Annotated in this window: 19 protein-coding genes and 1 pseudogene; 14 read left to right on the top strand and 6 right to left on the bottom strand. The window is 71.5% G+C overall.

The genetic code is table 11. From position 1 onward, the window contains the following. Positions 1-177 precede the first annotated feature (177 nt). Positions 178-1,611 (bottom strand): MFS transporter, encoded by a 1,434-nt coding sequence (locus ACFWB8_RS11115; RefSeq protein WP_385224548.1) that lies wholly within the window; start codon positions 1,609-1,611, stop codon positions 178-180. Then, positions 1,608-1,970, bottom strand: a complete 363-nt coding sequence (locus ACFWB8_RS11120; RefSeq protein WP_369265735.1) for a MarR family winged helix-turn-helix transcriptional regulator — start codon at positions 1,968-1,970, stop codon at positions 1,608-1,610. Before ACFWB8_RS11120 ends, ACFWB8_RS11115 begins: the two co-directional genes overlap by 4 nt. A 1,104-nt stretch (positions 1,971-3,074) precedes the next feature. Between ACFWB8_RS11120 and ACFWB8_RS11125 the strand changes: the two genes are divergently transcribed. From ACFWB8_RS11125 to ACFWB8_RS11140, 4 genes are all read left to right on the top strand, one after another. Then, a complete protein-coding gene (locus tag ACFWB8_RS11125; protein ID WP_385224550.1) occupies positions 3,075-3,350 on the top strand; it encodes a hypothetical protein in 276 nt (91 codons plus the stop codon). Between the two features lie 364 nt (positions 3,351-3,714). Then, the gene (locus ACFWB8_RS11130; protein WP_385224552.1) at positions 3,715-3,921 is read left to right on the top strand and encodes a hypothetical protein; all 207 of its coding nucleotides are present in this window, start codon (positions 3,715-3,717) and stop codon (positions 3,919-3,921) included. An 883-nt stretch (positions 3,922-4,804) separates the two neighbouring features. Further along, on the top strand, positions 4,805-6,064 hold the full coding sequence (gene ltrA / locus ACFWB8_RS11135) for a group II intron reverse transcriptase/maturase (RefSeq protein WP_385224554.1): 1,260 nt from the start codon (positions 4,805-4,807) through the stop codon (positions 6,062-6,064). A gap of 371 nt (positions 6,065-6,435) precedes the next feature. Further along, complete coding sequence (locus ACFWB8_RS11140; RefSeq protein WP_385224556.1) at positions 6,436-7,908, top strand: sialidase family protein; 1,473 nt, start codon at positions 6,436-6,438, stop codon at positions 7,906-7,908. A 118-nt stretch (positions 7,909-8,026) separates the two neighbouring features. Here the strand turns inward: ACFWB8_RS11140 and ACFWB8_RS11145 are convergent. Then, positions 8,027-8,166: pseudogene (locus tag ACFWB8_RS11145) on the bottom strand (IS630 family transposase); the annotation flags it as partial. 152 nt (positions 8,167-8,318) lie between these two features. Beyond that, positions 8,319-8,618, bottom strand: a complete 300-nt coding sequence (locus ACFWB8_RS11150; protein WP_385224733.1) for a YciI family protein — start codon at positions 8,616-8,618, stop codon at positions 8,319-8,321. A gap of 25 nt (positions 8,619-8,643) precedes the next feature. Between ACFWB8_RS11150 and ACFWB8_RS11155 the strand changes: the two genes are divergently transcribed. Beyond that, positions 8,644-9,321: an endonuclease V gene (locus ACFWB8_RS11155; RefSeq protein WP_385224558.1), complete on the top strand. Its 678-nt coding sequence runs from the start codon at positions 8,644-8,646 to the stop codon at positions 9,319-9,321. A 45-nt stretch (positions 9,322-9,366) separates the two neighbouring features. Here the strand turns inward: ACFWB8_RS11155 and ACFWB8_RS11160 are convergent, their stop codons facing one another. Then, positions 9,367-10,566, bottom strand: a complete 1,200-nt coding sequence (locus ACFWB8_RS11160) for a saccharopine dehydrogenase family protein (protein ID WP_385224560.1) — start codon at positions 10,564-10,566, stop codon at positions 9,367-9,369. Positions 10,567-10,648: 82 nt separating this feature from the next. On the opposite strand from ACFWB8_RS11160, the gene ACFWB8_RS11165 reads away from it, so the two are divergent. The 8 genes from ACFWB8_RS11165 (at position 10,649) to ACFWB8_RS11200 (ending at position 19,125) form a co-directional block, all read left to right on the top strand. Beyond that, the gene (locus ACFWB8_RS11165) at positions 10,649-11,053 is read left to right on the top strand and encodes an MmcQ/YjbR family DNA-binding protein (RefSeq protein ID WP_385224562.1); all 405 of its coding nucleotides are present in this window, start codon (positions 10,649-10,651) and stop codon (positions 11,051-11,053) included. 113 nt (positions 11,054-11,166) lie between these two features. Further along, positions 11,167-12,324 carry a CaiB/BaiF CoA transferase family protein gene (locus ACFWB8_RS11170; protein WP_385224564.1) on the top strand — a complete coding sequence of 386 codons (1,158 nt, stop codon included), beginning with the start codon at positions 11,167-11,169 and terminating at the stop codon, positions 12,322-12,324. Further along, the gene (locus tag ACFWB8_RS11175) at positions 12,324-13,349 is read left to right on the top strand and encodes an LLM class F420-dependent oxidoreductase (protein ID WP_385224566.1); all 1,026 of its coding nucleotides are present in this window, start codon (positions 12,324-12,326) and stop codon (positions 13,347-13,349) included. Before ACFWB8_RS11170 ends, ACFWB8_RS11175 begins: the two co-directional genes overlap by 1 nt. An 11-nt stretch (positions 13,350-13,360) precedes the next feature. After that, on the top strand, positions 13,361-14,503 hold the full coding sequence (locus tag ACFWB8_RS11180; protein WP_385224568.1) for an acyl-CoA dehydrogenase family protein: 1,143 nt from the start codon (positions 13,361-13,363) through the stop codon (positions 14,501-14,503). Between the two features lie 29 nt (positions 14,504-14,532). Continuing rightward, entirely contained in the window at positions 14,533-15,747 is a 1,215-nt protein-coding gene (locus tag ACFWB8_RS11185) for an acetyl-CoA C-acetyltransferase (RefSeq protein ID WP_385224570.1), read from the top strand. Between the two features lie 131 nt (positions 15,748-15,878). Further along, entirely contained in the window at positions 15,879-18,050 is a 2,172-nt protein-coding gene (locus ACFWB8_RS11190) for a 3-hydroxyacyl-CoA dehydrogenase NAD-binding domain-containing protein (protein WP_385224572.1), read from the top strand. Between the two features lie 144 nt (positions 18,051-18,194). After that, complete coding sequence (locus ACFWB8_RS11195) at positions 18,195-18,377, top strand: hypothetical protein (RefSeq protein WP_385224574.1); 183 nt, start codon at positions 18,195-18,197, stop codon at positions 18,375-18,377. Next, entirely contained in the window at positions 18,358-19,125 is a 768-nt protein-coding gene (locus ACFWB8_RS11200) for a hypothetical protein (RefSeq protein ID WP_385224576.1), read from the top strand. The genes ACFWB8_RS11195 and ACFWB8_RS11200 overlap by 20 nt, the downstream gene beginning before the upstream one ends. Before the next feature lie 32 nt (positions 19,126-19,157). On the opposite strand, the gene ACFWB8_RS11205 is transcribed toward ACFWB8_RS11200, so the two are convergent. Then, on the bottom strand, positions 19,158-19,892 hold the full coding sequence (locus ACFWB8_RS11205; protein ID WP_385224578.1) for a MerR family transcriptional regulator: 735 nt from the start codon (positions 19,890-19,892) through the stop codon (positions 19,158-19,160). 85 nt (positions 19,893-19,977) lie between these two features. Between ACFWB8_RS11205 and ACFWB8_RS11210 the strand changes: the two genes are divergently transcribed. Next, on the top strand, positions 19,978-21,822 hold the full coding sequence (locus tag ACFWB8_RS11210) for an AMP-dependent synthetase/ligase (RefSeq protein WP_385224580.1): 1,845 nt from the start codon (positions 19,978-19,980) through the stop codon (positions 21,820-21,822). Positions 21,823-21,958: the final 136 nt, after the last annotated feature.

Raw genomic sequence — 21,958 nt, forward strand, 5'->3', positions numbered from 1 at the left:
AGCACCACGACACGAGCCTGGCAAGACAGTGAAACGAGCAGAGACACTCACCGAACACGTCCGCTTGAAAGAACAACGAGGTTAAAGATCAAGCTCAGGGTCTGAAATGGTGCGGTAGGCGCTGACCCAGTAGCCCTTGGGCATGGAACCTCCAGTGTTGGGATGAGTGCATCTGACTTACGGGTTGGTCTCGGACGAGCGTCGGCGGGCGAGAGCGAGGCTTGTCAGCGTCGTGATCGCCATGGCGCCGATGCCGACCAGCGCCGCGGTGGTGTAGGCGCTGTCGTCGGGGAAGAGGTGGCCGGGGCCGGTGCCCGTGGCGAGGATCAGGCCGCCGATGGCGCTGCCCAGGGAGTACCCGACGCTGCGGACGACGTAGTTGAAGCTCATGGCGCTCGACGTCTCGCTCTTGGGGGTGACGGCCAGGATGACGCCGGGCATCGCGGCCGAGAAGCCGCCGACGCCGAAGCCGAGCACGCCCATCGCCGCGAACAGTTCGGCCAGGTCCGACCGGGCCGCCGCGAACAGGGCGAACCCGCCGCCGACCACGACGGCGCTGCCGGCCAGGAGCAGGGGGTCGGCGATCCGCGTCCGGACCCGCGGCGTGAGCTTGCCGGCGACGAACCCCAGCACCGAGAACGGGATGAGGACCAGCCCGGCGACGAAGGTCGTCAGCCCGAAGCCGTAGCCGGCGCCGTGCGGCGTCTGCGCGTACCGGGTGCTGAGCGTGAGCAGGAGGTATGTGCCGATCCCGCCGACGAACATGGCGAGGTTCGCCCCGGCGACCGCCGGGTGCCGCACCGCCCGCACATCGACCAGGGGCGTCCTGCTGCGCAGCTCGATGACGGCCCAGACGCAGAGCAGCACCACCGCGACGACGGCGAGGCCCGCCGTCACGGCGAGGTGCCGGCTCCACAGATTCCGTTCGCCGGCGAGGAACAGCACCAGGAGCAGCGCAGCGGCCAGGACGACCGCGCCTGCCACGTCCACGTGGGCGGAGCGGCCTTCGGGGGCTTCGGGCATGGAGCGCCACGCGGTCAGGAGGGCGGCGGCGGTGACGGCCAGGCCGAGGCCGTAGGCGGCCCGTACCCCGCCGAGCTCGGCGAGCAGTGCGGCCAGCGGGTAGCCGACGCCGGCCCCGATGATCGAGGCCACCGAGATCAGGGCGATCACGGCCGCGCTGCGCTCCTCGGGGAGGTGGTCCCGGGCCACGCCCATCATCAGCGCCGTCAGCCCGAGCCCGACGCCCTGGGCCGCCCTGCCGACCAGCAGCCACGCGAACGGCAGCGGCAGCACGGTGAGCGCGCTGCCGGCGACGACGACCGCCAGCGTGGCGAGGATCGTGGCCCGCCGGTGCGGGCCGGCTCCGAGCCGGCCCAGGACCGGCGTGGCGACGGCGCCGCTGAGCAGCGCGACGGTCAGCGTCCACTGCGCGCTGCCGAGCGAGACGTGGAACGAGGTCGCCACGCTGGTGATGAGCGGCGTCCCGAGGCTGGCGACCGCCGCCACGACCAGAGCGATGAACATCAGGGCGGGGACCAGCAGCCGCGCCTCGGAACGGGCCACCGGGAACGCCTTCACCGCGACCCCGCCGACCGGCCGCCCGGTCACTGCTTCGGCCCTTCGCGGTCCTGGCTTTCGAGTTCTGCCAGATGCTTCAGCGCCGGAAGGGCCGCCACCAGCGCCTCGACCTCGTCGCCGGTGAGCTCGCCGATCAACCGCTCGAACGCGTGGACGCCCGCCTGGCGCCGCGTCCGGACGTAGGAGGCGCCGGCCTCGGTCAGGCACACCAGCGTGACCCGCTTGTCGGACGCGTCGCCCCGCCGCTCGACCAGGCCGGACTCCTCCATCACCCGGGCCAGGGCGGTCATCGCGGGCTGGGTGACGCCCTCGACCGCGGCCAGATCGGTGATGCGCCGCGGGCCGGTCCGGTCCAGGGTGGCCAGGGTGGCGGCGGACGTCAGGCTCATGTCCCGGGGCAGGCGTCTCGCGGCCCTGGTGGCCAGCCCGTAGAGGGCTGCCCCGATGGCGGCGGACGCGCCAGGAGCGGTGTCTTGACGACTCATGCTCAAAACATAGCAGTCTTATATTCATAGTTTATGGAAATGGTCGACTGCGCTGTGGTGGCGCCAAGGAAAGTGACCCCGGATCTCAAGATTCCCGACAGAGTCGCGGAGAGCCTCTTCGGCAGAGGTGGAACCGCCGACTCGAAGTGCTGGGCGAGGACCCGTTCGGTGATCCCCGCCGTCCCTCCGAGCCCCGAATCGAAGTGGCCGCCTACCCCGAAGTCATCGCGCTCACCGGCCTGTTCACCTCCCCGCACTGGCGCGACCACCCCCAACTGCCTGCCGGGGCAGCACGCCGTTTTGGCGTTGCTCAGACCCAGCGACGCGAACCCGGCGCCGCGCTCAGCCGGGACGCTGGGGAGGGGCGCTGCCGTCGGCGCCTGCCTCGGGGGCCGCCGTACCCGCGACGTCGCCCGCGCCCACAGCGCCCGGTCCGGTGTGGCGACATGCTGGAGACCGGCATAGGCCGCGGCCCTGCCGGGCTTCGCTCTCCCCGGCGACACGGCGACCCCGTTGGCCTCCCATCGGCGCTCGCCGTGAAGTGCCACCGCAGTGGCGGCCCGGCACCTCGCGGGGAAGCGAAGGCCTGCCGCCTCCCCGGCTGAGCCGCGCCCGGCGGTGTGCGGGGAACAGGCCGGGCGGGACGCTGGGCCGTCCGATCCACCTGGCCGGCCGGACGGGCCGGCCACCGCGCTTCGCACCATCGCAGTCACTCAGCGCGGCCGCCCCGCGGGTGCCCAGGACGGGTGGGGGAGAGGATGCGACGCTGGAGTGAGGGGCCCGCGAGTGGAGGTCCGAGTGCGTCTCATCCGGTCCGCGGCCCTCTCCTTCGGCCTGGCGACCATGTCCCGGTGCGGCTCAATGGATGCGACGCAGAATCGTGCGGTCAGCCTGTGAGCCCGCCGGCCGGGGGCACCACTCACCGAGCGTCGCCAGGCGGCATTGCCGCGTGGATCCGGCCCGCCGGGACCAGGACCGCGCGACCAACCCGGAAGGCAGGTGCGTCCCATGCGCACGTCGACCCGTATCGCAGGTGCCCTCACCGGCCTGACCCTCACCCTCGGCGGTGCGGCCCTCGCCGCTCCCGCGGTCCGGGCGGACATCCCCGCCTGCACGCAGATGGCCGAACTGGCCGGTGCCACCGATTCCGGCTCCGTCACAGCGGCCTGCAGCCGTGGCGTGGTCGGAGACCTGCAGAATTGTGTGACCGGGCTGACCGGGGCCGGAGTGGCGGGCGGCGCCGCGACCGGTGCCTGCCGGGCGGCGGCCCACGAACCGCGTTAGAGGCCCGCGCGCGGCAGCCGCCCGCCGGCACCGGTCGGAGGCACCGGTCGGAGGCAGGTACGGCCCGTCTCCTCCTCAACCCTCGGCCTGCCCGGCCACAAGGCGGCCCCGGTGGGCAGTCTCGACGCCAAGGACATCGACGTCGCCCCGCTTCTACCGACCCGCACGCGGCGTACCGGTGCGGCCGGTCGAGGCCGGTGACGTCATGCCTCTCCGGGGCCGGGCAGTCACTGCCCGGGCGCGGCGCCCAGCCTCGCCTCGCGGGCCTCATGCGGAGCGCCCATGCTGAGCAGGAGGGCGCCGTCGTCTTGAGACTTGTCCTTCCCGAAGGCCGAACGAAGGCGCCTGAGAGGAGGAGGAAGTCATGCGCATACGAAGAATCCTGGGCCTCGCCCTGGCCGCGGCAGCCCTTGCCGGCGTGAGCGCCGTCGGCGCTGTCAGCGCCGGGGCCGCCTCGTCTCCGAACATTTCCAGAGACGACTGCACGGCCGACGGCGGACAGATCGTTGGACGCCCCTACGGCGGCTACGTCTGCACGCTGCCTGACGGGACCTCGCAGCCGATCACTTGACCGGTCGGCGCACGGCTGGGCGACCAGTCCGGCCGGTGCACCCGGCGCGGTGCGTATGGGGTGACGGCCCCCGGTCCACCGTTGGATGCATCGCCCGCGCCCGTCTCGACACCGCGGCACTCGCGAGGATGGACGCCGACCGTCTCGAAGCCAAGGCCGCCACCTCTTCGAGACGGTCCGCGCCGTCCTGAACACCGCGCTCGCCGCCGTCCTGAACGGCCTCGGCCATGTCGTCATACAGTGACCGACGAGGTCGTTCGCATTTCCTGGCTGTATTGATTTCGGATTTCCCCCTGACGTGTGTCCTGAACATGAAAGGAAGTTGCATGTAGGAGCGATTTCCCGAAGTGATGCTGTGCGAGAGATGAAGGTTTCGTGGCCCTTCGGAGCCGCCCTGCGGGGGGAGGCTTCAAACCGCCTCATGCTGCGTTAGCTGAAGACTGTCGTGGTGAGCGATGAGGAAAAGGCGTCGTAAGAGGCGTCAGGTGGGGACCGGGAAGACGAACGCAAGTGAATCGCTGCTGACGTGTCGTAAGGAAACCAGACGACATCAAAACCGGGGTGTGTCAAGAACTCCGGGATGAGCCTGGCGGGTGCCCGTCTATTGGCCAGGTGGTGTCCGGCATGTAGGCGACGTGAGTCCGGTCTGCGGCTCTCGCACGGAACAGGAGAAGGCAGGTCCGATACGCCCCGACGCAAGGTCGGGGGAGAGGGAGTGCCCCGAGCGGAGGACACCGTGAGGGGTCGAGTACCGATGCGGACCCTGCTGGCAGACCGGCCCGTAGTAGTGACGAAGCCCCTGTAACGGGGGTGGAGCGAAGGGGCCGGGTCGTTCGTGACTGAGTTGATCACATCAACCGGGCAGTAGCCCGGGAGGAGTGCGATGGGCCAGTTGAAGTCTCAGATCAAGCCGTTTGATATTTCGAAGTGGGAAGTCAAGGAGGCGTGGGAGGAAGTCAGGTCACATAGGGGCGCACCCGGAGTGGACGGGCAGAGCATCGAGGACTTCGAGAAGGACCTGAAGGGCAACCTGTACAAGGTCTGGAACCGTATGTCGTCGGGCTCGTATTTCCCGCCGCCGGTGCGCGCGGTGGAGATCCCCAAGCCAAACGGAGGCGGCACGAGAATGCTCGGCATTCCCGCTGTCGCCGATCGTGTGGCGCAGACCGTCGTGGCCCGGCATCTGGTGCGAAGGGTGGACCCTGTATTCCACCCGGACAGCTACGGATACCGGCCTGGACGGTCCGCCTTGGACGCGGTGGAAAAGTGCCGGGAGCGCTGCTGGAAGCGGGACTGGGTGGTGGAGTTCGACATCGCCAAGTTCTTCGACAGCGTGCCCTGGGACCTGCTGGTCAAGGCGGTGGAGTCTCACACCGACGCGGTTTGGGTGAACTTGTACGCGCGTCGGTGGCTCGCCGCCCCGCTCGTCATGCCCGACGGCTCCCTGCTGGAGCGGGAACGCGGGACCCCGCAAGGGGCCCCGGTGTCTCCCGTCCTGGCGAACCTGTTCCTGCACTACGCGTTCGACGCCTGGATGGCCCGGGAATTCCCGAGCGTCTGGTTCGAACGCTATGCGGACGATGCGGTGCTGCACTGCGTCACCGAGCGCCAGGCCCGCCAGGTGCTGGCCGCGCTCAGGAGCAGGATGGTCGAAGTCGGGTTGCAGCTGCACCCGGACAAGACCCGGATCGTCTACTGCAAGGACCGCAAGCGACGCGGCTCCTACGAGCACACGTCGTTCACGTTCCTCGGGTACACGTTTCGCCCCAGGAAGAACCGGACTCGGCACGGCAGGCAGTTCCTGTCGTTCGAGCCGGCCATCAGCAGGCAGGCCCTGACCCGGATCGGTCGCGAGGTGCGTTCCTGGCAACTGCACCGCCGCGCCCGCACCTCCTTCGGAGACCTCGCCCGCACGATCAACCGTGTGGTCGGGGGGTGGATCAACTACTACGGACGCTTCCGGTCGTGGGAGCTGTTCCCCTTCGTGATGCGCATCAACGCCTACCTGGTGCGCTGGATCCGCAAGAAGTACAAACGGCTCGCAAGCCGTCGGAAGGCCCACGCGAAGCTCGTGGAAATCGCCCAGCGGTACCCGCGGATGTTCGCGCACTGGCGCCTCACCACTGCTGCCTGCGAGATCTGATGATCAGAACGACAAGAGCCGTGTAACGGGAGACTGTTAAGCACGGTTCTGTGAGGGCCGAGGGGTGAGATCCCCCTCGGCTACTCGATTCATCCCCACCCTGGAAGAGGTCCAGCAGGTCATCCCGCTCCACCAACCCGTCTGAGCCAAGGAGCCGACCGGCACGGTGCACCCGCCGGTCGGCTCCGCCGTGCTCCTCGAAGTTCCGGGGGATGACTCCGTCGTTCGGCCCATCAAGGGCACCGGCCGCAACGCCGAAAAGGACCAAGCGGAGTCGCCCCACCCTCGCGTTCCGGTACGCCTCCGCGCCCCAGGCCGCCCCGATGCCGGCGGTCCCGTGTCCCAGCCGACAGGCCCGGAGGAAATCCCGCATGCGCGTCTTCCTGCCCCTGACCGCCCTCACCACCGCCGCGCTCCTGCTCGTCACGGTCACCGGCGCGACTCCCGCCGCAGCAGACCGGAACCCCGACGGCACACAACTGGTCAAGGTGTCCCACGGAGACCCGTACGCGAAGTGCACCATCGGAGCGAGGTCCCCCGACAGCATCGTCCACCCGGCCACCGAGGTCGAGCCGTACCTGTCCGTCGATCCGCGCGACCCCAAGCGCGTGGTCACCGTGTTCCAGCAGGACCGCTGGAACGACGGCGGCGCCCGTGGGCTAGCGGCCGGCTGGACCACGGACGGACACACCTTTCACCGGAGCACGCTGCCGTTCAGCCTGTGTGCCCCCGGCGGCGCGGATTACGAACGGGCCTCCGACCCCTGGGTGAGCACCGGACCGGACGGCACGGTCTACGCCAGTGGGGAGGGTGTCGACTTCACGAAGAGCACGCGCAGCGCCCTCCTGGCAGTCACGTCCCGTGACGGCGGCCGCACTTGGCAGAACCTCACCACCACGCACGTCGACGAGCAGCCGTTTTTCAACGACAAGCCCTCACTCACCGCCGATCCGATCCGCAAGGGCACCGCCTACCAGGTCTGGAACCGCCTCGACAACGACCCACCCGGCCCCAGCTCCCTCGACGGTCCCGGCTACATCTCCCTCACCCGCGACGGCGGCCGCACCTGGAGCGGGGCCCGGCCGTTCGTCGACACCAGCAGCGTGCCCAACACCCAGACCATCGGTCATCTGATCGTCGTCGACAGGCGCACCAGCACCCTGTACGACTTCTTCGACCGGATCACCTACTCCGAGGACCTGAGCACCGTCGTCGAAGCCCGCTACGAGGTGGTCACCTCGACCGACGCCGGAGAGACCTGGAGCGCCCCGGTCATCGTGGCCCGGGACACCTCCGTACCGGAGGTCGACCCGAACGACCCCACCAAACTGCTGCGCGCCGCGGCCACCCTGCCGAGCCCGGCCGTCGACCCCAAGACAGGCGCGCTGTACATGGCCTATGAGGGCTCGGACTTCTCCGGCGGCAGGTTCGACTCCGTCCAGCTGGTGCGCTCCACCGACGGCGGACGCACCTGGGGAGCCCCGGAGCTGATCAGCCCGAAGGGCGTGCCGGCCTTCTCCCCGTCGATCGCGGTCGACGAGCGGGGCACGGTCGCACTCACCTACTGCGACCTGCGCTTCCTCGAGCCGGGCGACACCACCACCCTGCCCACCGCCTACCAGCTGGCCACCCTGCCGCACGGGGACCCGAAGCGCCGGGTCGAGCGACGCATCTCGCGGATCTTCGACTGGCTGCAGGCGCCGTTCGCCGGGGGCTACTTCCTCGGCGACTACCAAGGCCTGGTGGCAGACGGCAAGGGAGTACGGGCTGTGCTCACCGAGACCCACTCCGGCGCACCACAGAACCGTACGGACGTGTACACCAGCAGTCTCCGCACCCGCTGACCGACGCGGACGCCGTCGGCCGGCCCGACCGCCGACGGCTGCGGACAGGCCTCGGACCCACTCCGTGACCACGTTGTGCGGGGCGGTTTGGCCGCGTCCCGCCCGGCGGGGCGGCATGAACTCCGTGCGGACGCGTGCAGGTCGTCCGTTGTTCCGGCCTCGGCTCGCGGTCCGGGACCTTGTGTCGGCCGCCGCGCTCGGCCCACTGTCGTCCGGGTGGGGCTGGAGGCCGAGCGGACCGGACTCGTCCATGCGGACCAGGACAGCTTCCGCAGGCGACTCGGCGAGGCGGGCCTGCCGTTCGTGACGGCTCTCAAGCCAAGCCAAGCCAAGCCACGGCCAAGCCCTGATCAACGCCGTCGGCGCAGGCAGACCCCTTGATCTCTACACCCCGGTCCAACAAACCACCGCTAGGCCGCCGGGTTCTCCCGTACCGTCGCGAGGTCCGCCGAGGTCTTCGTGGCGATGAACTCCGTGATGCGGTAGGCGCACACGCCCGCCACCGTGAAGGGATCCTCGGCCGCGATCTTCTCGATCTCCCCCCGGGAGACGCCGGCGGCCAGGATGACGCCGCCGTCGCGCGGGACCTTGCGGCCGGAGGCGAGGAAGACGCCGGACGCGTAATAGCCGTCCAGCCAGGCGATGTGCGCGTCCATCTCTTCCTCGACGGCTTCGACGGGCGCGGTGTAGGTGAGCTCCATGACGAACATGATCGCCAGGCTACTCTCGCTCCACATGACGAGTGTGAAGACCCCCGCCGACGAGGCCGAGGCCCGGGCGATACAAGACGAACTGCGCAATCTGGTCGTGCTGGACGAGGCGGGCCCCCTGCCGGGACGCGGGCTGGTCGCCGGTGTCGACGTCGCCTACGACGACGAGCGCGACCTGGTCGCCGCCGCGGCCGTCGTCCTCGACGCGGCCACCCTCCAGGTCGTCGAGGAGACCACCGCCGTCGGGCACGTCAGCTTCCCCTACGTGCCCGGGCTGCTCGCCTTCCGGGAGCTGCCGACCGTACTGGCCGCGCTCGACGCCCTGACCGTCACCCCCGGGCTGGTCGTCTGCGACGGCTACGGCCTGGCCCACCCGCGCGGCTTCGGCCTCGCCTGCCACCTCGGGGTGGTCACCGGACTGCCGAGCATCGGCGTCGCGAAGAACCCGTTCACCTTCACGTACGAGGAACCGGGCGCCCGGCGCGGTGACGCGGCCCCGCTGCTCGCGGCCGACGGCGCGGTGGTCGGGCGGGCGCTGCGGACGCAGGACGGCATCAAGCCGGTGTACGTCTCCGTCGGCCACCGCGTCTCGCTGGACAACGCCTGCGCGCACGCGCTGGAGTTGAGCCCCCGCTTCCGGATCCCCGAAACCACCCGGCACGCCGACTCCCTGTGCCGGCGGGCCCTGCGCGAGGCGTCCTGACCCCCGCCACGTGCGGCGGCCGGGCCCCCTCGCGCCCGGCCCGGATCAGCGGGCGTCGGCCACCCGGAAGCGGATTCCCGCCTTCTGGAGCCGGTCCAGCAGGGCGTCGCCCATCGCCACCGCCGGGGTGAGCTGACCGGAGGTCTCGGGCAGGGCGTCGTAGGCCAGGCAGAGCGCCGACTCGGCCAGCATCTTCGCCGTCTCCCCGTAGCCCGGGTCGCCGCCGGACACCTCCGTGAACACCCGGTGCCCGCCGCCCTCGCCCACGAACCGCACCGTGAACCAGCTGCGCGCCCGCCGCTGCGCGTCCGGCCCCTGCCCCGGCTCCCAGCGGCTCGCCAGCCACCGCCGCACGGGCGGGACCTGAGCCAGCGCCACCGTCGCGCCCACCGCCGCCGCGCCGGCCACCGCGACGGGCAGGTGCCGTACGGAGGCGTACTGCCGGTAGCGGAAGTCCGGCCCGTACCGCTCCAGCGCGGCCGCCGACCGGGCCACCACCTGGGGGTCCAGCGTCGGCAGCGGCAGCGCCCAGGTGCCGGTCTCCCAGCTGTACCGCGGCGCGCCGAGCGGCCCCCGGACCCGGCGCTCCGGCAGCCGGGGCTCATGGAGTCGGCGCGCCCGGGCCGCGGCCAGGTGCTGGCGCCCGCGGCCCAGTGCGGTGAGCGCGGTGGTCAGGGTGCCGCCCGAGACGAGGGCGTTGGAGCGCATGAAGCCGTCCACGCGCAGCGGCACCCCGGCGGGCAGCTGCTGCACCGTGAAGTACGCCCCGAGGTCGGCCGGGATCGAGTCGAAGCCGCACGCGTGCACGAGGCGGGCGCCGGTCTCGCGGGCCCGCGCGTCGTGTTCGACGTACATCCGGTCCACGAACTCCGGCTCCCCGGTGAGGTCGAGGTAGTCGGTACCCGCCTCGGCGCAGGCGGCGACGAGCTCCGCCCCGTACCAGATGTACGGGCCGACGGTGCTGGCCAGCACCCGGGTGGACGCGGCCAATTCGGCCAGCGTCGCGGCGTCCCGGGCGTCGGCCCGCAGCAGGGGAAGCCGCGCGCACGACGGGTCGATGGCGGCCAGCCGCTCGCGCAGCCGCTCCAGTTTCGCGGTGTCGCGGCCCGCGAGGGCCCACCGGCAGCCCGCGGGGGCGTGCGCGGCGAGGTATTCGGCCGTGAGCGCCCCCACGAATCCGGTCGCGCCGAAGAGCACGACGTCGTAGGCCCGTTCCTGATCGCCGTGCCGAACCTGTGCGTTCATGCCCGCTCCTCCCAGCTGGTGTCGGGGGCTGAGGCTAGCGTGAGTTCCGACTGTCCGTGCGACCAGGTGTGACCTGCGGTAAATGGAGGCGTCGATGAAGGCTGCGGTGCGCAAGTGGGAGGCGGTACGGGAGTTCGCCCTCGGGCTCCCGGAGGCCGTGGAGGATCACCCGTGGGGACCGGAGGACTGCGTGGTGAAGGTCAACAAGAAGATCTTCGTCTTCCTGGGGAACGCCGACGGGCCCCAGCCGCCCGGGCTCTCCGTGAAGCTCAAGGACGAGGCGCTGCACGGCCACGCGATGACCGCGCCCGGCGCGGAGCCCACCGGGTACGGTCTGGGCCGGTCGGGCTGGGTGTCCGTACCGCTGGGGGAGAAGGGGGCGCCTTCGCGCCAGGTGCTGTGCGAGTGGGTGGAGGAGAGCTACCGGTCGGTCGCGCTCAAGCGGCTCGTCAAGGAGCTCGACGCGCGGATCGGGCCAACCGGCTAAGCGCTTGCTCGCCGGGGCTTGTGCTGAGTGGAACACGTTCCTAGCATCACTGGTGTTACATCAGTTGTGTCACACAGTCGCACGCCAGGGAACGCAGAGAAGCTGGGGGCTCGATGGCAGTGACAGGCAGCAACGGGCAGGGCGCCGCACGCGGACGCGGCCCGCTCGCCGGAGTGCGCGTCGTCGAGCTGGCGGGCATCGGGCCGGGCCCCTTCGCCGCCATGCTCCTGGCCGACCTGGGGGCGGACGTCGTACGGGTGGACCGCCCGGGCGGCGGCGGACTCGCGGTCAATCCGGACTTCGACATCACCAACCGCAACAAGCGCTCGGTCCTGGTCGACCTGAAGTCCGCCGAGGGCCCCGCCCGGGTCCTGGAGCTGGTCGAGCGCGCCGACGTGCTCATCGAGGGCTTTCGCCCCGGGGTCGCCGAGCGGCTCGGCGTCGGTCCGGCCGACTGCCACGCCCGCAACCCGCGGCTCGTGTACGGCCGGATGACCGGCTGGGGCCAGGGCGGCCCGCTCGCCCACACCGCCGGGCACGACATCGCGTACATCGCCGTCACCGGCGCCCTCGGGATGATCGGCAACCCGGGCGAGCCCCCGGCCGTGCCCGCCAACCTCGTCGGGGACTACGCGGGCGGCTCGCTCTACCTGGTCATCGGCGTCCTCGCCGCCCTCCAGCACGCCCGCACCCCCGGCGGCACCGGCCAGGTCGTGGACGCCGCCATCGTCGACGGCACCGCCCACCTCACCGCCATGATCCACGGGATGATGGCCGCCGGCGGCTGGCAGGACCGGCGCGGGGCCAACCTCCTCGACGGCGGCTGCCCCTTCTACGGGACGTACGAGACCTCCGACGGCCAGTACATGGCGGTCGGGGCGCTGGAGCAGCAGTTCTACGACACCTTCGTGGACCTGCTCGGCATCAAGGACCAGGCACCCGCCCGCAAGGACCTCGCCCGCTGGGGCGAACTGCGCGAGGTCGTCGCCGCGCGCTTCAAGTCCCGTACGCGCGCGCAGTGGACGGCGGTCTTCGAGGGCACCGACGCCTGCGTGGCGCCCGTGCTCTCGCTGCGCGAGGCCCCGCACCACCCGCACCTGGCAGCCCGCGCCACCTTCACCGAGTTCGGCGGGATCACCCAGCCGGCGCCCGCGCCCCGTTTCTCCGCGACCCCGGCCGCCGTCACGAGCGGCCCCGCCCAGCCGGGGGCGGACACCGAAAGCGTGGCCCGCGACTGGGACGTGCCCGCCCTCGTGACGAAGGAGGGCTGATGGAACTGTCGATGATGCTCGACTACGCCGGGGATCCGCGCCGGGCCGCCGACGAAGCCGCCGCGCTGGAGTCGGCCGGGCTGGACGCCGTGTGGGTCGCCGAGGCCTGGGGCTTCGACTCCCCGACGATCATGGGCTACCTGGCGGCCCGCACCGAGCGGATGAAGATCGGCTCGGCCATTCTCAACGTCTACTCGCGCACCCCCGCCCTCATCGCCCAGACGGCGGCCGGGCTCGACGCGGTGTCGGGCGGCCGGGCGCTGCTCGGCCTCGGCGCCTCCGGCCCGCAGGTGGTCGAGGGCTGGCACGGGATGGCGTACGACAAGCCGATCGGCCGCACCCGCGAGACGGTGGAGCTGTGCCGCCGGATCTGGCGCCGCGAGACCATCGACCACCACGGCATCACCGACATGCCGCTGCCGCCCGAAAAGGGCGGCCGGCACGGGAAGCCGCTGAAGATCCTCACCCGGCCGGTGCGCGCCGACATCCCCGTCTACGTCGCCTCGCTCGGCCCGGCGAACGTCACGATGACGGCCGAGATCGCCGACGGCTGGCTGCCGACCCTCTTCATCCCGGAGAAGGCCCACGCGGTGTGGGGGAGCGCGCTGGCCGAGGGCGCGGCGTGCCGGGCCCCGGAGCTCGGCCCGCTGCAGACCGTCGCGGGCGGACTGCTGGCCATCGGCGAGGACGCGGCGGCCGTACGGGACCTCGCGCGCCCGCAGATCGCCCTGTACGTCGGCGGCATGGGCGCGCCCGGCAAGAACTTCTACAACGACCTCGCCGTCGCCTACGGGTACGGCGAGGAGGCCCGGAAGATCCAGGAGCTCTACCTGTCCGGCCGCAAGCGCGACGCGGCGGCCGCGGTGCCGGACGAGTTCTGCGAACTGATGACCTTGTGCGGGCCCGCGGGCTACGTACGGGAGCGCGTCGAGGCCTTCCGCGAGGCGGGCGTCACCCTGCTCAATGTCACGCCGGTCGGCCCCGAGCCGGCCCGGCTGATCGAAACCGTCAAGAACTGGCTGTAGGGAGCCGACCGATGAAGCGCCAGATCTTCGACGCCGACCACGAGGCGTTCCGCGAGACCGTCCGCACCTTCCTCACCAAGGAGGTGCTGCCGCACTACGAGCAGTGGGAGAAGGACGGCATCGTCAGCCGGGAGGCCTGGCGGGCGGCCGGCCGGCAGGGGCTGCTGGGCCTGGCCGTCCCGGAGGAGTACGGGGGCGGCGGCAACACCGACTTCCGGTACGCGGCCGTGATCGCCGAGGAATTCACCCGGGCCGGCGCCCCCGGGCTCGCGATCGGCCTGCACAACGACATCATCGGGCCGTACCTGACCTCCCTGGCCACCGAGGAGCAGAAGCGCCGCTGGCTGCCCGGCTTCTGCTCCGGCGAGACGATCACCGCCATCGCGATGACCGAGCCGGGGGCCGGCTCCGACCTCCAGGGGATCCGCACCAGCGCCGAGGACCGCGGCGACCACTGGGTGCTCAACGGCTCCAAGACCTTCATCTCCAACGGCATTCTGGCCGACCTGGTCATCGTGGTGGCCAAGACCACCCAGGAGGGCGGGGCGCACGGCCTGTCGCTGCTGGTCGTCGAGCGCGGCGCGGAGGGCTTCGAGCGGGGCCGCAACCTCGACAAGATCGGCCAGAAGGCCCAGGACACCGCCGAGTTGTTCTTCCACGACGTCCGCGTCCCCAAGGAGAACCTGCTCGGCGAGCTGAACGGCGCCTTCGTCCACCTGATGACCAATCTCGCGCAGGAGCGGATGGGCATCGCGATGGCCGGCATCGCCGCCGCCGAGTACCTGCTGGAGATCACCACGCAGTACGTCAAGGAGCGCGAGGCCTTCGGCCGGCCGTTGTCCAAGCTCCAGCACATCCGCTTCGAGATCGCCGAGATGGCCACCGAGTGCGCGGTCACCCGCTCCTTCCTCGACCGGTGCATCAGCGACCACTCGAGCGGTCAACTGGACCATGTGCACGCCTCGATGGCCAAGTGGTGGGCCACGGAGCTCCAGAAGCGGGTGGCCGACCGCTGCCTGCAACTCCACGGCGGATACGGATACATGACCGAATACCGGGTCGCGCGGGCCTTCACCGACGGCCGCATCCAGACCATCTACGGCGGCACGACCGAGATCATGAAAGAGATCATCGGCCGCTCCCTCCTCGGCTAGAGCCCAGACCTCCTCGAAAGGCTTGACCAGTGAGCACCGAAGCTTACGTATACGACGCGATCCGCACCCCGCGCGGCCGCGGCAAGGCCAACGGCGCCCTGCACGGCACCAAGCCGATCGACCTGGTCGTCGGCCTCATCCACGCCCTGCGCGAGCGCAACCCCGGCCTGGACCCGGCCGCCATCGACGACATCGTGCTCGGCGTCGTCGGCCCGGTCGGCGACCAGGGCTCCGACATCGCCCGGATCGCGGCCATCGCCGCCGGGCTGCCGGACACCGTGGCCGGCGTACAGGAGAACCGCTTCTGTGCCTCCGGCCTCGAAGCCGTCAACCTGGCCGCCGCCAAGGTCCGCTCCGGCTGGGAGGACCTGGTCCTCGCGGGCGGCGTGGAGTCCATGAGCCGCGTACCGATGGCCTCGGACGGCGGCGCCTGGTTCGCCGACCCGATGACCAACTGGGACACCGGCTTCGTCCCGCAGGGCATCGGCGCCGACCTGATCGCCACCATCGAGGGATTCTCCCGGCGCGATGTCGACGAGTACGCCGCCCTCTCCCAGGAGCGCGCCGCCACGGCCGTCAAGGACGGCCGCTTCGCGGGCTCCGTGGTCCCGGTCACCGACCGCAACGGCCTGGTGGTCCTGGACCACGACGAGTTCATCCGCCCGGGCACCACGGCCGACACGCTGGCCAAGCTCAAGCCCTCCTTCGCCGACATCGGCGAGCTCGGCGGTTTCGACGCCGTCGCGCTGCAGAAGTACCACTGGGTCGAGAAGATCGACCACGTCCACCACGCGGGCAACTCCTCCGGCATCGTCGACGGCGCCTCGCTCGTCGCCATCGGCTCCCGCGAGGCCGGCGAGCGGGGCGGTCTGCGGCCCCGCGCCCGGATCGTCTCGGCCGCTGTCTCCGGCTCCGAGCCCACCATCATGCTCACCGGTCCCGCCCCGGCCACCCGCAAGGCGCTCGCCAAGGCCGGCCTGACCATCGACGACATCGACCTGGTCGAGATCAACGAGGCCTTCGCCGGCGTCGTGCTCCGCTTCGTCAAGGACATGGGCCTCTCCCTCGACAAGGTGAACGTCAACGGCGGCGCCATCGCGCTCGGCCACCCGCTCGGCGCCACCGGCGCGATGATCCTCGGCACCGTCATCGACGAACTGGAGCGCCAGGACAAGCGCTACGGCCTCGTCACCCTCTGCGTCGGCGGCGGCATGGGCGTCGCCACGATCGTCGAACGCCTGTAGCCGTGCGGCGCAGCGAAGGTCAGACCACCCCGTAGCGCCGGGAGAGCCGGCCCCGCCCCACCGGCCGGTCCCGCCGGGGCCCTGCCGCCCCGGCATCCGCCGAACCAGACTTCCACGGAGAGACCCACCCCATGACCGAGACCCGCACCATCCGCTGGGAACAGGACGAGACCGGTGTCGTCACCCTGGTCCTCGACGACCCCGACCAGTCCGCCAACACGATGAACCAGGCCTTCAAGGACTCCATCGCGGCGATCGCCGACCGCGCCGAGGCCGAGAAGGACTCCATCCGCGGCATCATCTACACCTCCGCCAAGAAGACCTTCTTCGCGGGCGGCGACCTCAAGGACATGATCCGGCTGCGCCCCGAGGACGCACAGCTCGCCTTCGACACCGGCACCGAGATCAAGCGCTCGCTGCGCCGCATCGAAACCCTCGGCAAGCCCGTCGTCGCCGCCATCAACGGCGCGGCCCTCGGCGGCGGTTACGAGATCTGCCTCGCCTCCCACCACCGCGTCGCCCTCGACGCGCCCGGCTCGAAGATCGGCCTGCCCGAAGTCACCCTCGGCCTGCTCCCCGCCGGCGGCGGTGTCACCCGTGCCGTCCGCCTGATGGGCATCGCCGACGCGCTGCTCAAGGTGCTGCTCCAGGGGACCCAGTACAACCCCCGGCGCGCCCTGGACAACGGCCTGGTCCACGAACTGGCCACCACCCCCGAGGAGATGCTGGCCAAGGCGCGCGCCTTCATCGACGCGAACCCGGAGTCCAAGCAGCCCTGGGACGTCCCCGGCTACAAGATCCCGGGCGGCACGCCGTCCAACCCGCGCTTCGCCGCCAACCTCCCGGCCTTCCCGGCCAGCCTGAAGAAGCAGCTCAACGGGGCCCCGTACCCGGCCCCGCGCAACATCCTGGCCTGCGCCGTCGAAGGCTCCCAGGTGGACTTCGAGACCGCCCTGACCATCGAGGCCCGCTACTTCACCGAGCTGGTCACCGGACAGACCGCCAAGAACATGATCCAGGCGTTCTTCTTCGACCTCCAGGCCGTCAACGCCGGCCGCAGCCGCCCCCAGGGCACCGCGCCGCGCAAGGTCACCAAGGTCGCCGTGCTCGGCGCGGGCATGATGGGGGCGGGCATCGCCTACTCCTGCGCCCGCGCGGGCATCGAGGTGGTCCTCAAGGACGTCACCCCCGAGGCCGCCGCCAAGGGCAAGGCGTACTCCGAGAAGCTGCTCGACAAGGCCCTCTCCCGGGGCCGCACCACCGAGGCCGAGCGGGCCGGGCTGCTGGCCCGGATCACCCCGACCGCCGAAGCCGGCGACCTGGCGGGCTGCGACGCCGTCATCGAGGCCGTCTTCGAGGACACCGCGCTCAAGCACAAGGTGTTCCAGGAGATCCAGGACGTCATCGACCCCGACGCGCTGCTCTGCTCCAACACCTCCACCCTGCCGATCTCCGGGCTCGCGGAGGGGGTGAAGCGGCCCGCCGACTTCATCGGCCTGCACTTCTTCTCGCCCGTCGACAAGATGCCGCTGGTGGAGATCATCAAGGGCGAGCGCACCGGCGAGGAGGCCATCGCCCGCGCCTTTGACCTGGTCCGCCAGATCAACAAGACCCCGATCGTGGTCAACGACTCGCGCGGCTTCTTCACCTCGCGCGTCATCGGCCAGTTCATCAACGAGGGCGTGGCGATGGTCGGCGAGGGCATCGAACCCGCCTCGATCGAGCAGGCCGCGGCCCAGGCCGGGTACCCCGCCAAGGTGCTCTCCCTGATGGACGAGCTGACCCTCACCCTGCCGCGCAAGATCCGCAACGAGACCCGCAAGGCCTTCGAGGCCGAGGGCCGGGCGTGGGCCGAGCACCCCGCCGACACCGTCATCGACCGCATGGTCGACGAGTTCGACCGCCCCGGCCGCAGCGGTGGCGGCGGCTTCTACGAGTACGACGAAGCGGGCAAGAGGTCCCGCATCTGGCCCGGCCTGCGCGAGCACTTCACCAAGCCGGGCGTGGAGATCCCCTTCGAGGACATGAAGGAGCGGATGCTGTTCTCCGAGGCGCTGGACACCGTCCGCTGCCTCGACGAGGGCGTGCTCACCTCGATCGCCGACGCCAACATCGGCTCCATCATGGGCATCGGCTTCCCGGCCTGGACCGGCGGCGTGATCCAGTACGTCAACGGCTACGAGGGCGGCCTGGCGGGCTTCGTAGCCCGCGCCCGCGAGCTGGCCGAGCAGTACGGCGAGCGCTTCGCCCCGCCGGCCTCCCTGGTGGCGAAGGCCGAGCGCGGCGAGACGTACGCCGACTAGTTCCGCGAACGGGGAAGGGCTGCCGGGCCGCGTCCCGGCGCCGGCGGTCCTTCCCCGTCGCCGTCCCTCCGCCCGCAGCCCCGGGGTTCGAACGGGCGTCCCGCGGCTGGCTATGCTGCTCCCCGAGCCGGAGGGGGAGGACACGTGGGGGAGAAGGACGGTGCGGAGGCCGCCGAGTTGAAGCACACCTGGCGCGTCACGGAGGTCGAGTACCGCACGCGCGTGGTGCTCACGCGGGTGACGGCCCCCTGCGGTGATGACGCGGCCGACGACGCGACCGATGCCCACCACGACGAAGGGGCGACGGATGTACAGGCCGGCCGCTAGACATGCCGTGACGACGACGGCCGCCGCGCTGCTGCTGCTGTCGGGGTGCGGCTCGCCCGGCGAGGGCGACGGCGACGACCGGCAGCCGACCGCCGCCCCGGCCGACAAGGGCCCGGTCTGCGTCGGCGAGGCGTCGAAGGACGGGGTGCGACTCCTGCGCGGGGGCGGCTTCCGGCTGCCGGGCGCGGGCGGGGCGCAGTACACCGCCGCGACCGCCGACGGCGCCACCCGCACCGCGGTCCTGCGCGACGGAGCCACGTACGAGGACGGGCAGCAGGAGCAGACCGTCACGGCCGGCCAGCAGGTCACGTTCGCGGGCCACGCCTACACCGTCGGCCAGATCTGCTCGTACCGCGTCGTCCTGGAACCGCAGGACGCGCAGGACCGTACCGCCCTCGCCGCGGCCCCCGCGTCGATGAAGTCGGCCGGCGGCCCCGCGGACAACGGGCTGTGCTTCACCGGCAACCCCGAGGTGATGGCCGCCGCGTCGAAGGGATTCCCCGCGGAGGGCGCCACGCTGTCGATCCTCGCCAACGGCGGTGTGACCGGCTTCCCCACCGGCCTGTCCCTCACGGTCTCCGCCATCGACCCGAAGGCGGGGACGGCCCATTTCAAGGGCGTGTGTGCGGCCGTCATGGTGGCCGACTACGAGGATGTCCGGATCGGGGACACCGTGGAACTGGCGGGTGCCCACTTCCAGGTGGCGGAGCTGACGGAGCAGGCCGTGCGCCTGCGGCGCACGGCGTAAGCCGGCCGCACGGGCCCTCGGGACGACACTCCCTAGGTCCCGTTCTCCCCCGATACGAACGCCACCCGCAGCTCCTCCTTCAGCGACCGCTGAAAGGCCGTCACCAGAGCCTGCACGACCATCGGTTGCATGTGCGCCGACAGCGTCTTCATCGACTCCACCCGCTCCGGATCGCTCTCGCCCTGCGTGAACGGCCCCCACACCTCGTCCCGGAACAGCGCGGTCAGCTCGTGCGCCGCCGTCCGCGCGTGCTCCAGCAGCACCTCGCGCGCGACCAGGATCGTCTCGTGCGCGATCGGTACGTCGAGCAGCGCGACCCCCAGCCGCAGCAGTCCCACGTCCACCCGGAAGCCGTCGCCCGAAGCGGAGAGCACGTTCATCGCGGTCAGCCGTCGCAGATCGGTGTCCGTCAGCGCCCGCCCGGCCCGCTTCTCCAGGTCCTCGCGCGAGGACTCCAGCGCCGCGTCCGGAGCCCACGTGGCCACCAGCGCCCGGTGGATCGCCAGATCGTGCGCGCTCAGGTCGTCCGGCAGGGCGTCGAGGTAGCGCTGACAAGCCGACAGGGTCATCCCCTGGTGCTGCAACTCCTCGATCAGCGCCAGCCGGGACAGGTGCTCCGGCCCGTAGTGCCCCACCCGACGGGGTCCGATCACGGGAGGGGGCAAAAGCCCGCGGGTGCTGTAGAACCGTACGGTGCGGACGGTCACACCCGCCCTGGCCGCCAGCTCATCGACGGTGAGCATCGGCTCGGGTGCCCGGTCGGTCATCGTCTGCGCCTCGCTCTCTGCTCCACAGCTTGGGTTCAACAGTATTGCTGTCGCACCAACGATGTGAAACGGCCAGGAGCTGCCCATGACCACGAACCTGCGACTGCCCGGACGACCCGAAGAGCTCACCCTCCCCGCCCTGCTCGCCCGAAACGCCGCCGAGCACGGCGGCCTCCCCGCCCTCTCGTGGCGCGAGGGCCCCGGCTGGTCGACCCTGACCTGGTCCGAGGTGCGCCGCAAGGTCGCCGTCCTCGCCTCCGGATACGCCGCCCTCGGCATCGAGCGCGGCGAGCACGTCCTGCTGATGATGGGCAACCGCCCCGAGCACTGGCTGACCGACCTGGCACTCGTCCATCTGGGCGCCGTCCCCGTCACCGTGTACGGAACCTCCGCGCCCGAGCAGATCGCGCACATCGCCCGGCACTCCCGGGCCAGGGTCGCCGTCGTCGAGGGCGCCCGCGAGCTGGCCCGGTGGGAACCTCTGCTGGCCGACGCCGGGGTCCCGCTGGAGCGGCTGGTCGTCGCCGAGGCCGCGGACGCCGGACCGCACCGCACCTACGGGTCCCTGCACGCGAGCGGCGCCCGGCTGCACCGGCCCGACGCCTTCGAGAAGGCCTGGCAGGAGACCCGCCCCGAGGACCCGCTGACCGTCGTCTACACCTCGGGCACCACCGGCGACCCCAAGGGCGTCCGGCTGACCCACCGCAACATCATGCTCCAGTCCGTCCGCCTCGACCGGGACGTGGAGCTGCCCGAGCACGCCGAGCACATCTGCTACCTGCCCTTCGCGCACATCGCCGAGCGGATCCTCGGCATCTACCTGCCGCTGCTGCGGGCCGCGCACGTGCGGCTGTGCGCCGACCCGGCCGCGGTGTCCGTGGCGGTGCGCGAACTGCACCCGGTGCAGTTCTTCGGCGTGCCCCGGGTGTGGGAGAAGCTCGCCGCCTCGGTACGGGCGGTCCTCGCGCGGCTTCCGGCGGAGCAGCGGGAGGCCATCGAAGCCGCCAACGACCTGGCGCGCGCCGTCGCGGGCCACCGGGAGCGCGGCGAGGAGGTCCCGCAAGGGCTCGAAGCCTCGTACCTCCGGGCCAAGGAGCGGGTGCTGGACCCGCTGCTGGGGCTGGCCGGGCTGGACCGGCTGCAGTGGACGGCCAGCGCCACCGCGCCGATGCCGATCGACGTGGTGCGCTTCTGGGCCGGCTGGGGGATCACGATCATGGACGCCTGGGGGCTCACCGAGACCTCTGGCGTGTGCACGGTCAACCGCCCGGACGGCTTCCGGCTGGGCTCGGTGGGCCGCCCGATCGAGGGGCTGGAGCTGCGGCTCGCCGAGGACGGGGAGATCCTGACCCGCGGCGCCACGGTCTTCGGCGGCTACCTGCTGCCCGACGGGACGGTGGAGAGCGCGGCCGACGCGGAGGGCTGGTTCCCGACCGGGGACGTCGGCCGGCTGGACGAGGACGGGTTCCTCTGGCTGACCGACCGCAAGAAGGAACTGATCATCACCTCGAACGGCAAGAACGTCTCGCCGGCGCTGGTGGAGAACACCGTCAAGGAGCACCCGCTGATCGGCCAGGCGCTGGTCCACGGCGACGGCCGCTCCTACCTCGTCGCCCTGCTCGTCCTGGACCCCGAACTGGCCCCGGCCTGGGCGGCGGCCCGCGGCATCGAGGCCGTCTCGCTCACGGAGCTGGCCGGGCACCCGGCCGTCAGGGAGGAGATCGCCCGCGCGGTCGAGGCGGCCAACGCCCGGCTGAACCGCACCGAGCAGATCAAGAGGTACCGGCTGCTGACCGAGGAGTGGGGTCCGGAGAGCGGGGAACTCACGCCCTCGCTCAAGATCCGCCGCCGGGTGATCCGCGAGAAGTACGGGGCGCTGATCGACGGGCTCTACGCCGAGCCCCGGGAGGGTGTCCGCGAAGCCCCGTGACCCGGAGCGACCGCCGGCCCGACCGCCGGCCCGGGTCGGGTCCGGCGGTCCCTAGCGGCCGTCAGCGGGTGGTGGTCCCCTGGCTAAAAAGGCTGGTCAAGTCAGCCTCTAGTGAGACTCGACCAGCGGCGGACGG

It is taken from the genome of Streptomyces sp. NPDC060031 (assembly GCF_042736805.1).
Lineage (GTDB): Bacteria > Actinomycetota > Actinomycetes > Streptomycetales > Streptomycetaceae > Streptomyces.

Bases quoted from the DNA above. Each gene is read 5' to 3' on its own strand.
- ACFWB8_RS11120 (WP_369265735.1), bottom strand. From the start codon at position 1,970: ATGAGCCTGACGTCCGCCGCCACCCTGGCCACCCTGGACCGGACCGGC.
- ACFWB8_RS11125 (WP_385224550.1), top strand. From the start codon at position 3,075: ATGCGCACGTCGACCCGTATCGCAGGTGCCCTCACCGGCCTGACCCTC.
- ACFWB8_RS11130 (WP_385224552.1), top strand. From the start codon at position 3,715: ATGCGCATACGAAGAATCCTGGGCCTCGCCCTGGCCGCGGCAGCCCTT.
- ltrA (WP_385224554.1), top strand. From the start codon at position 4,805: ATGGGCCAGTTGAAGTCTCAGATCAAGCCGTTTGATATTTCGAAGTGG.
- ACFWB8_RS11140 (WP_385224556.1), top strand. From the start codon at position 6,436: ATGCGCGTCTTCCTGCCCCTGACCGCCCTCACCACCGCCGCGCTCCTG.
- ACFWB8_RS11150 (WP_385224733.1), bottom strand. From the start codon at position 8,618: ATGTTCGTCATGGAGCTCACCTACACCGCGCCCGTCGAAGCCGTCGAG.
- ACFWB8_RS11155 (WP_385224558.1), top strand. From the start codon at position 8,644: ATGACGAGTGTGAAGACCCCCGCCGACGAGGCCGAGGCCCGGGCGATA.
- ACFWB8_RS11160 (WP_385224560.1), bottom strand. From the start codon at position 10,566: ATGAACGCACAGGTTCGGCACGGCGATCAGGAACGGGCCTACGACGTC.
- ACFWB8_RS11165 (WP_385224562.1), top strand. From the start codon at position 10,649: ATGGAGGCGTCGATGAAGGCTGCGGTGCGCAAGTGGGAGGCGGTACGG.
- ACFWB8_RS11170 (WP_385224564.1), top strand. From the start codon at position 11,167: ATGGCAGTGACAGGCAGCAACGGGCAGGGCGCCGCACGCGGACGCGGC.
- ACFWB8_RS11175 (WP_385224566.1), top strand. From the start codon at position 12,324: ATGGAACTGTCGATGATGCTCGACTACGCCGGGGATCCGCGCCGGGCC.
- ACFWB8_RS11180 (WP_385224568.1), top strand. From the start codon at position 13,361: ATGAAGCGCCAGATCTTCGACGCCGACCACGAGGCGTTCCGCGAGACC.
- ACFWB8_RS11190 (WP_385224572.1), top strand. From the start codon at position 15,879: ATGACCGAGACCCGCACCATCCGCTGGGAACAGGACGAGACCGGTGTC.
- ACFWB8_RS11200 (WP_385224576.1), top strand. From the start codon at position 18,358: ATGTACAGGCCGGCCGCTAGACATGCCGTGACGACGACGGCCGCCGCG.
- ACFWB8_RS11205 (WP_385224578.1), bottom strand. From the start codon at position 19,892: ATGACCGACCGGGCACCCGAGCCGATGCTCACCGTCGATGAGCTGGCG.
- ACFWB8_RS11210 (WP_385224580.1), top strand. From the start codon at position 19,978: ATGACCACGAACCTGCGACTGCCCGGACGACCCGAAGAGCTCACCCTC.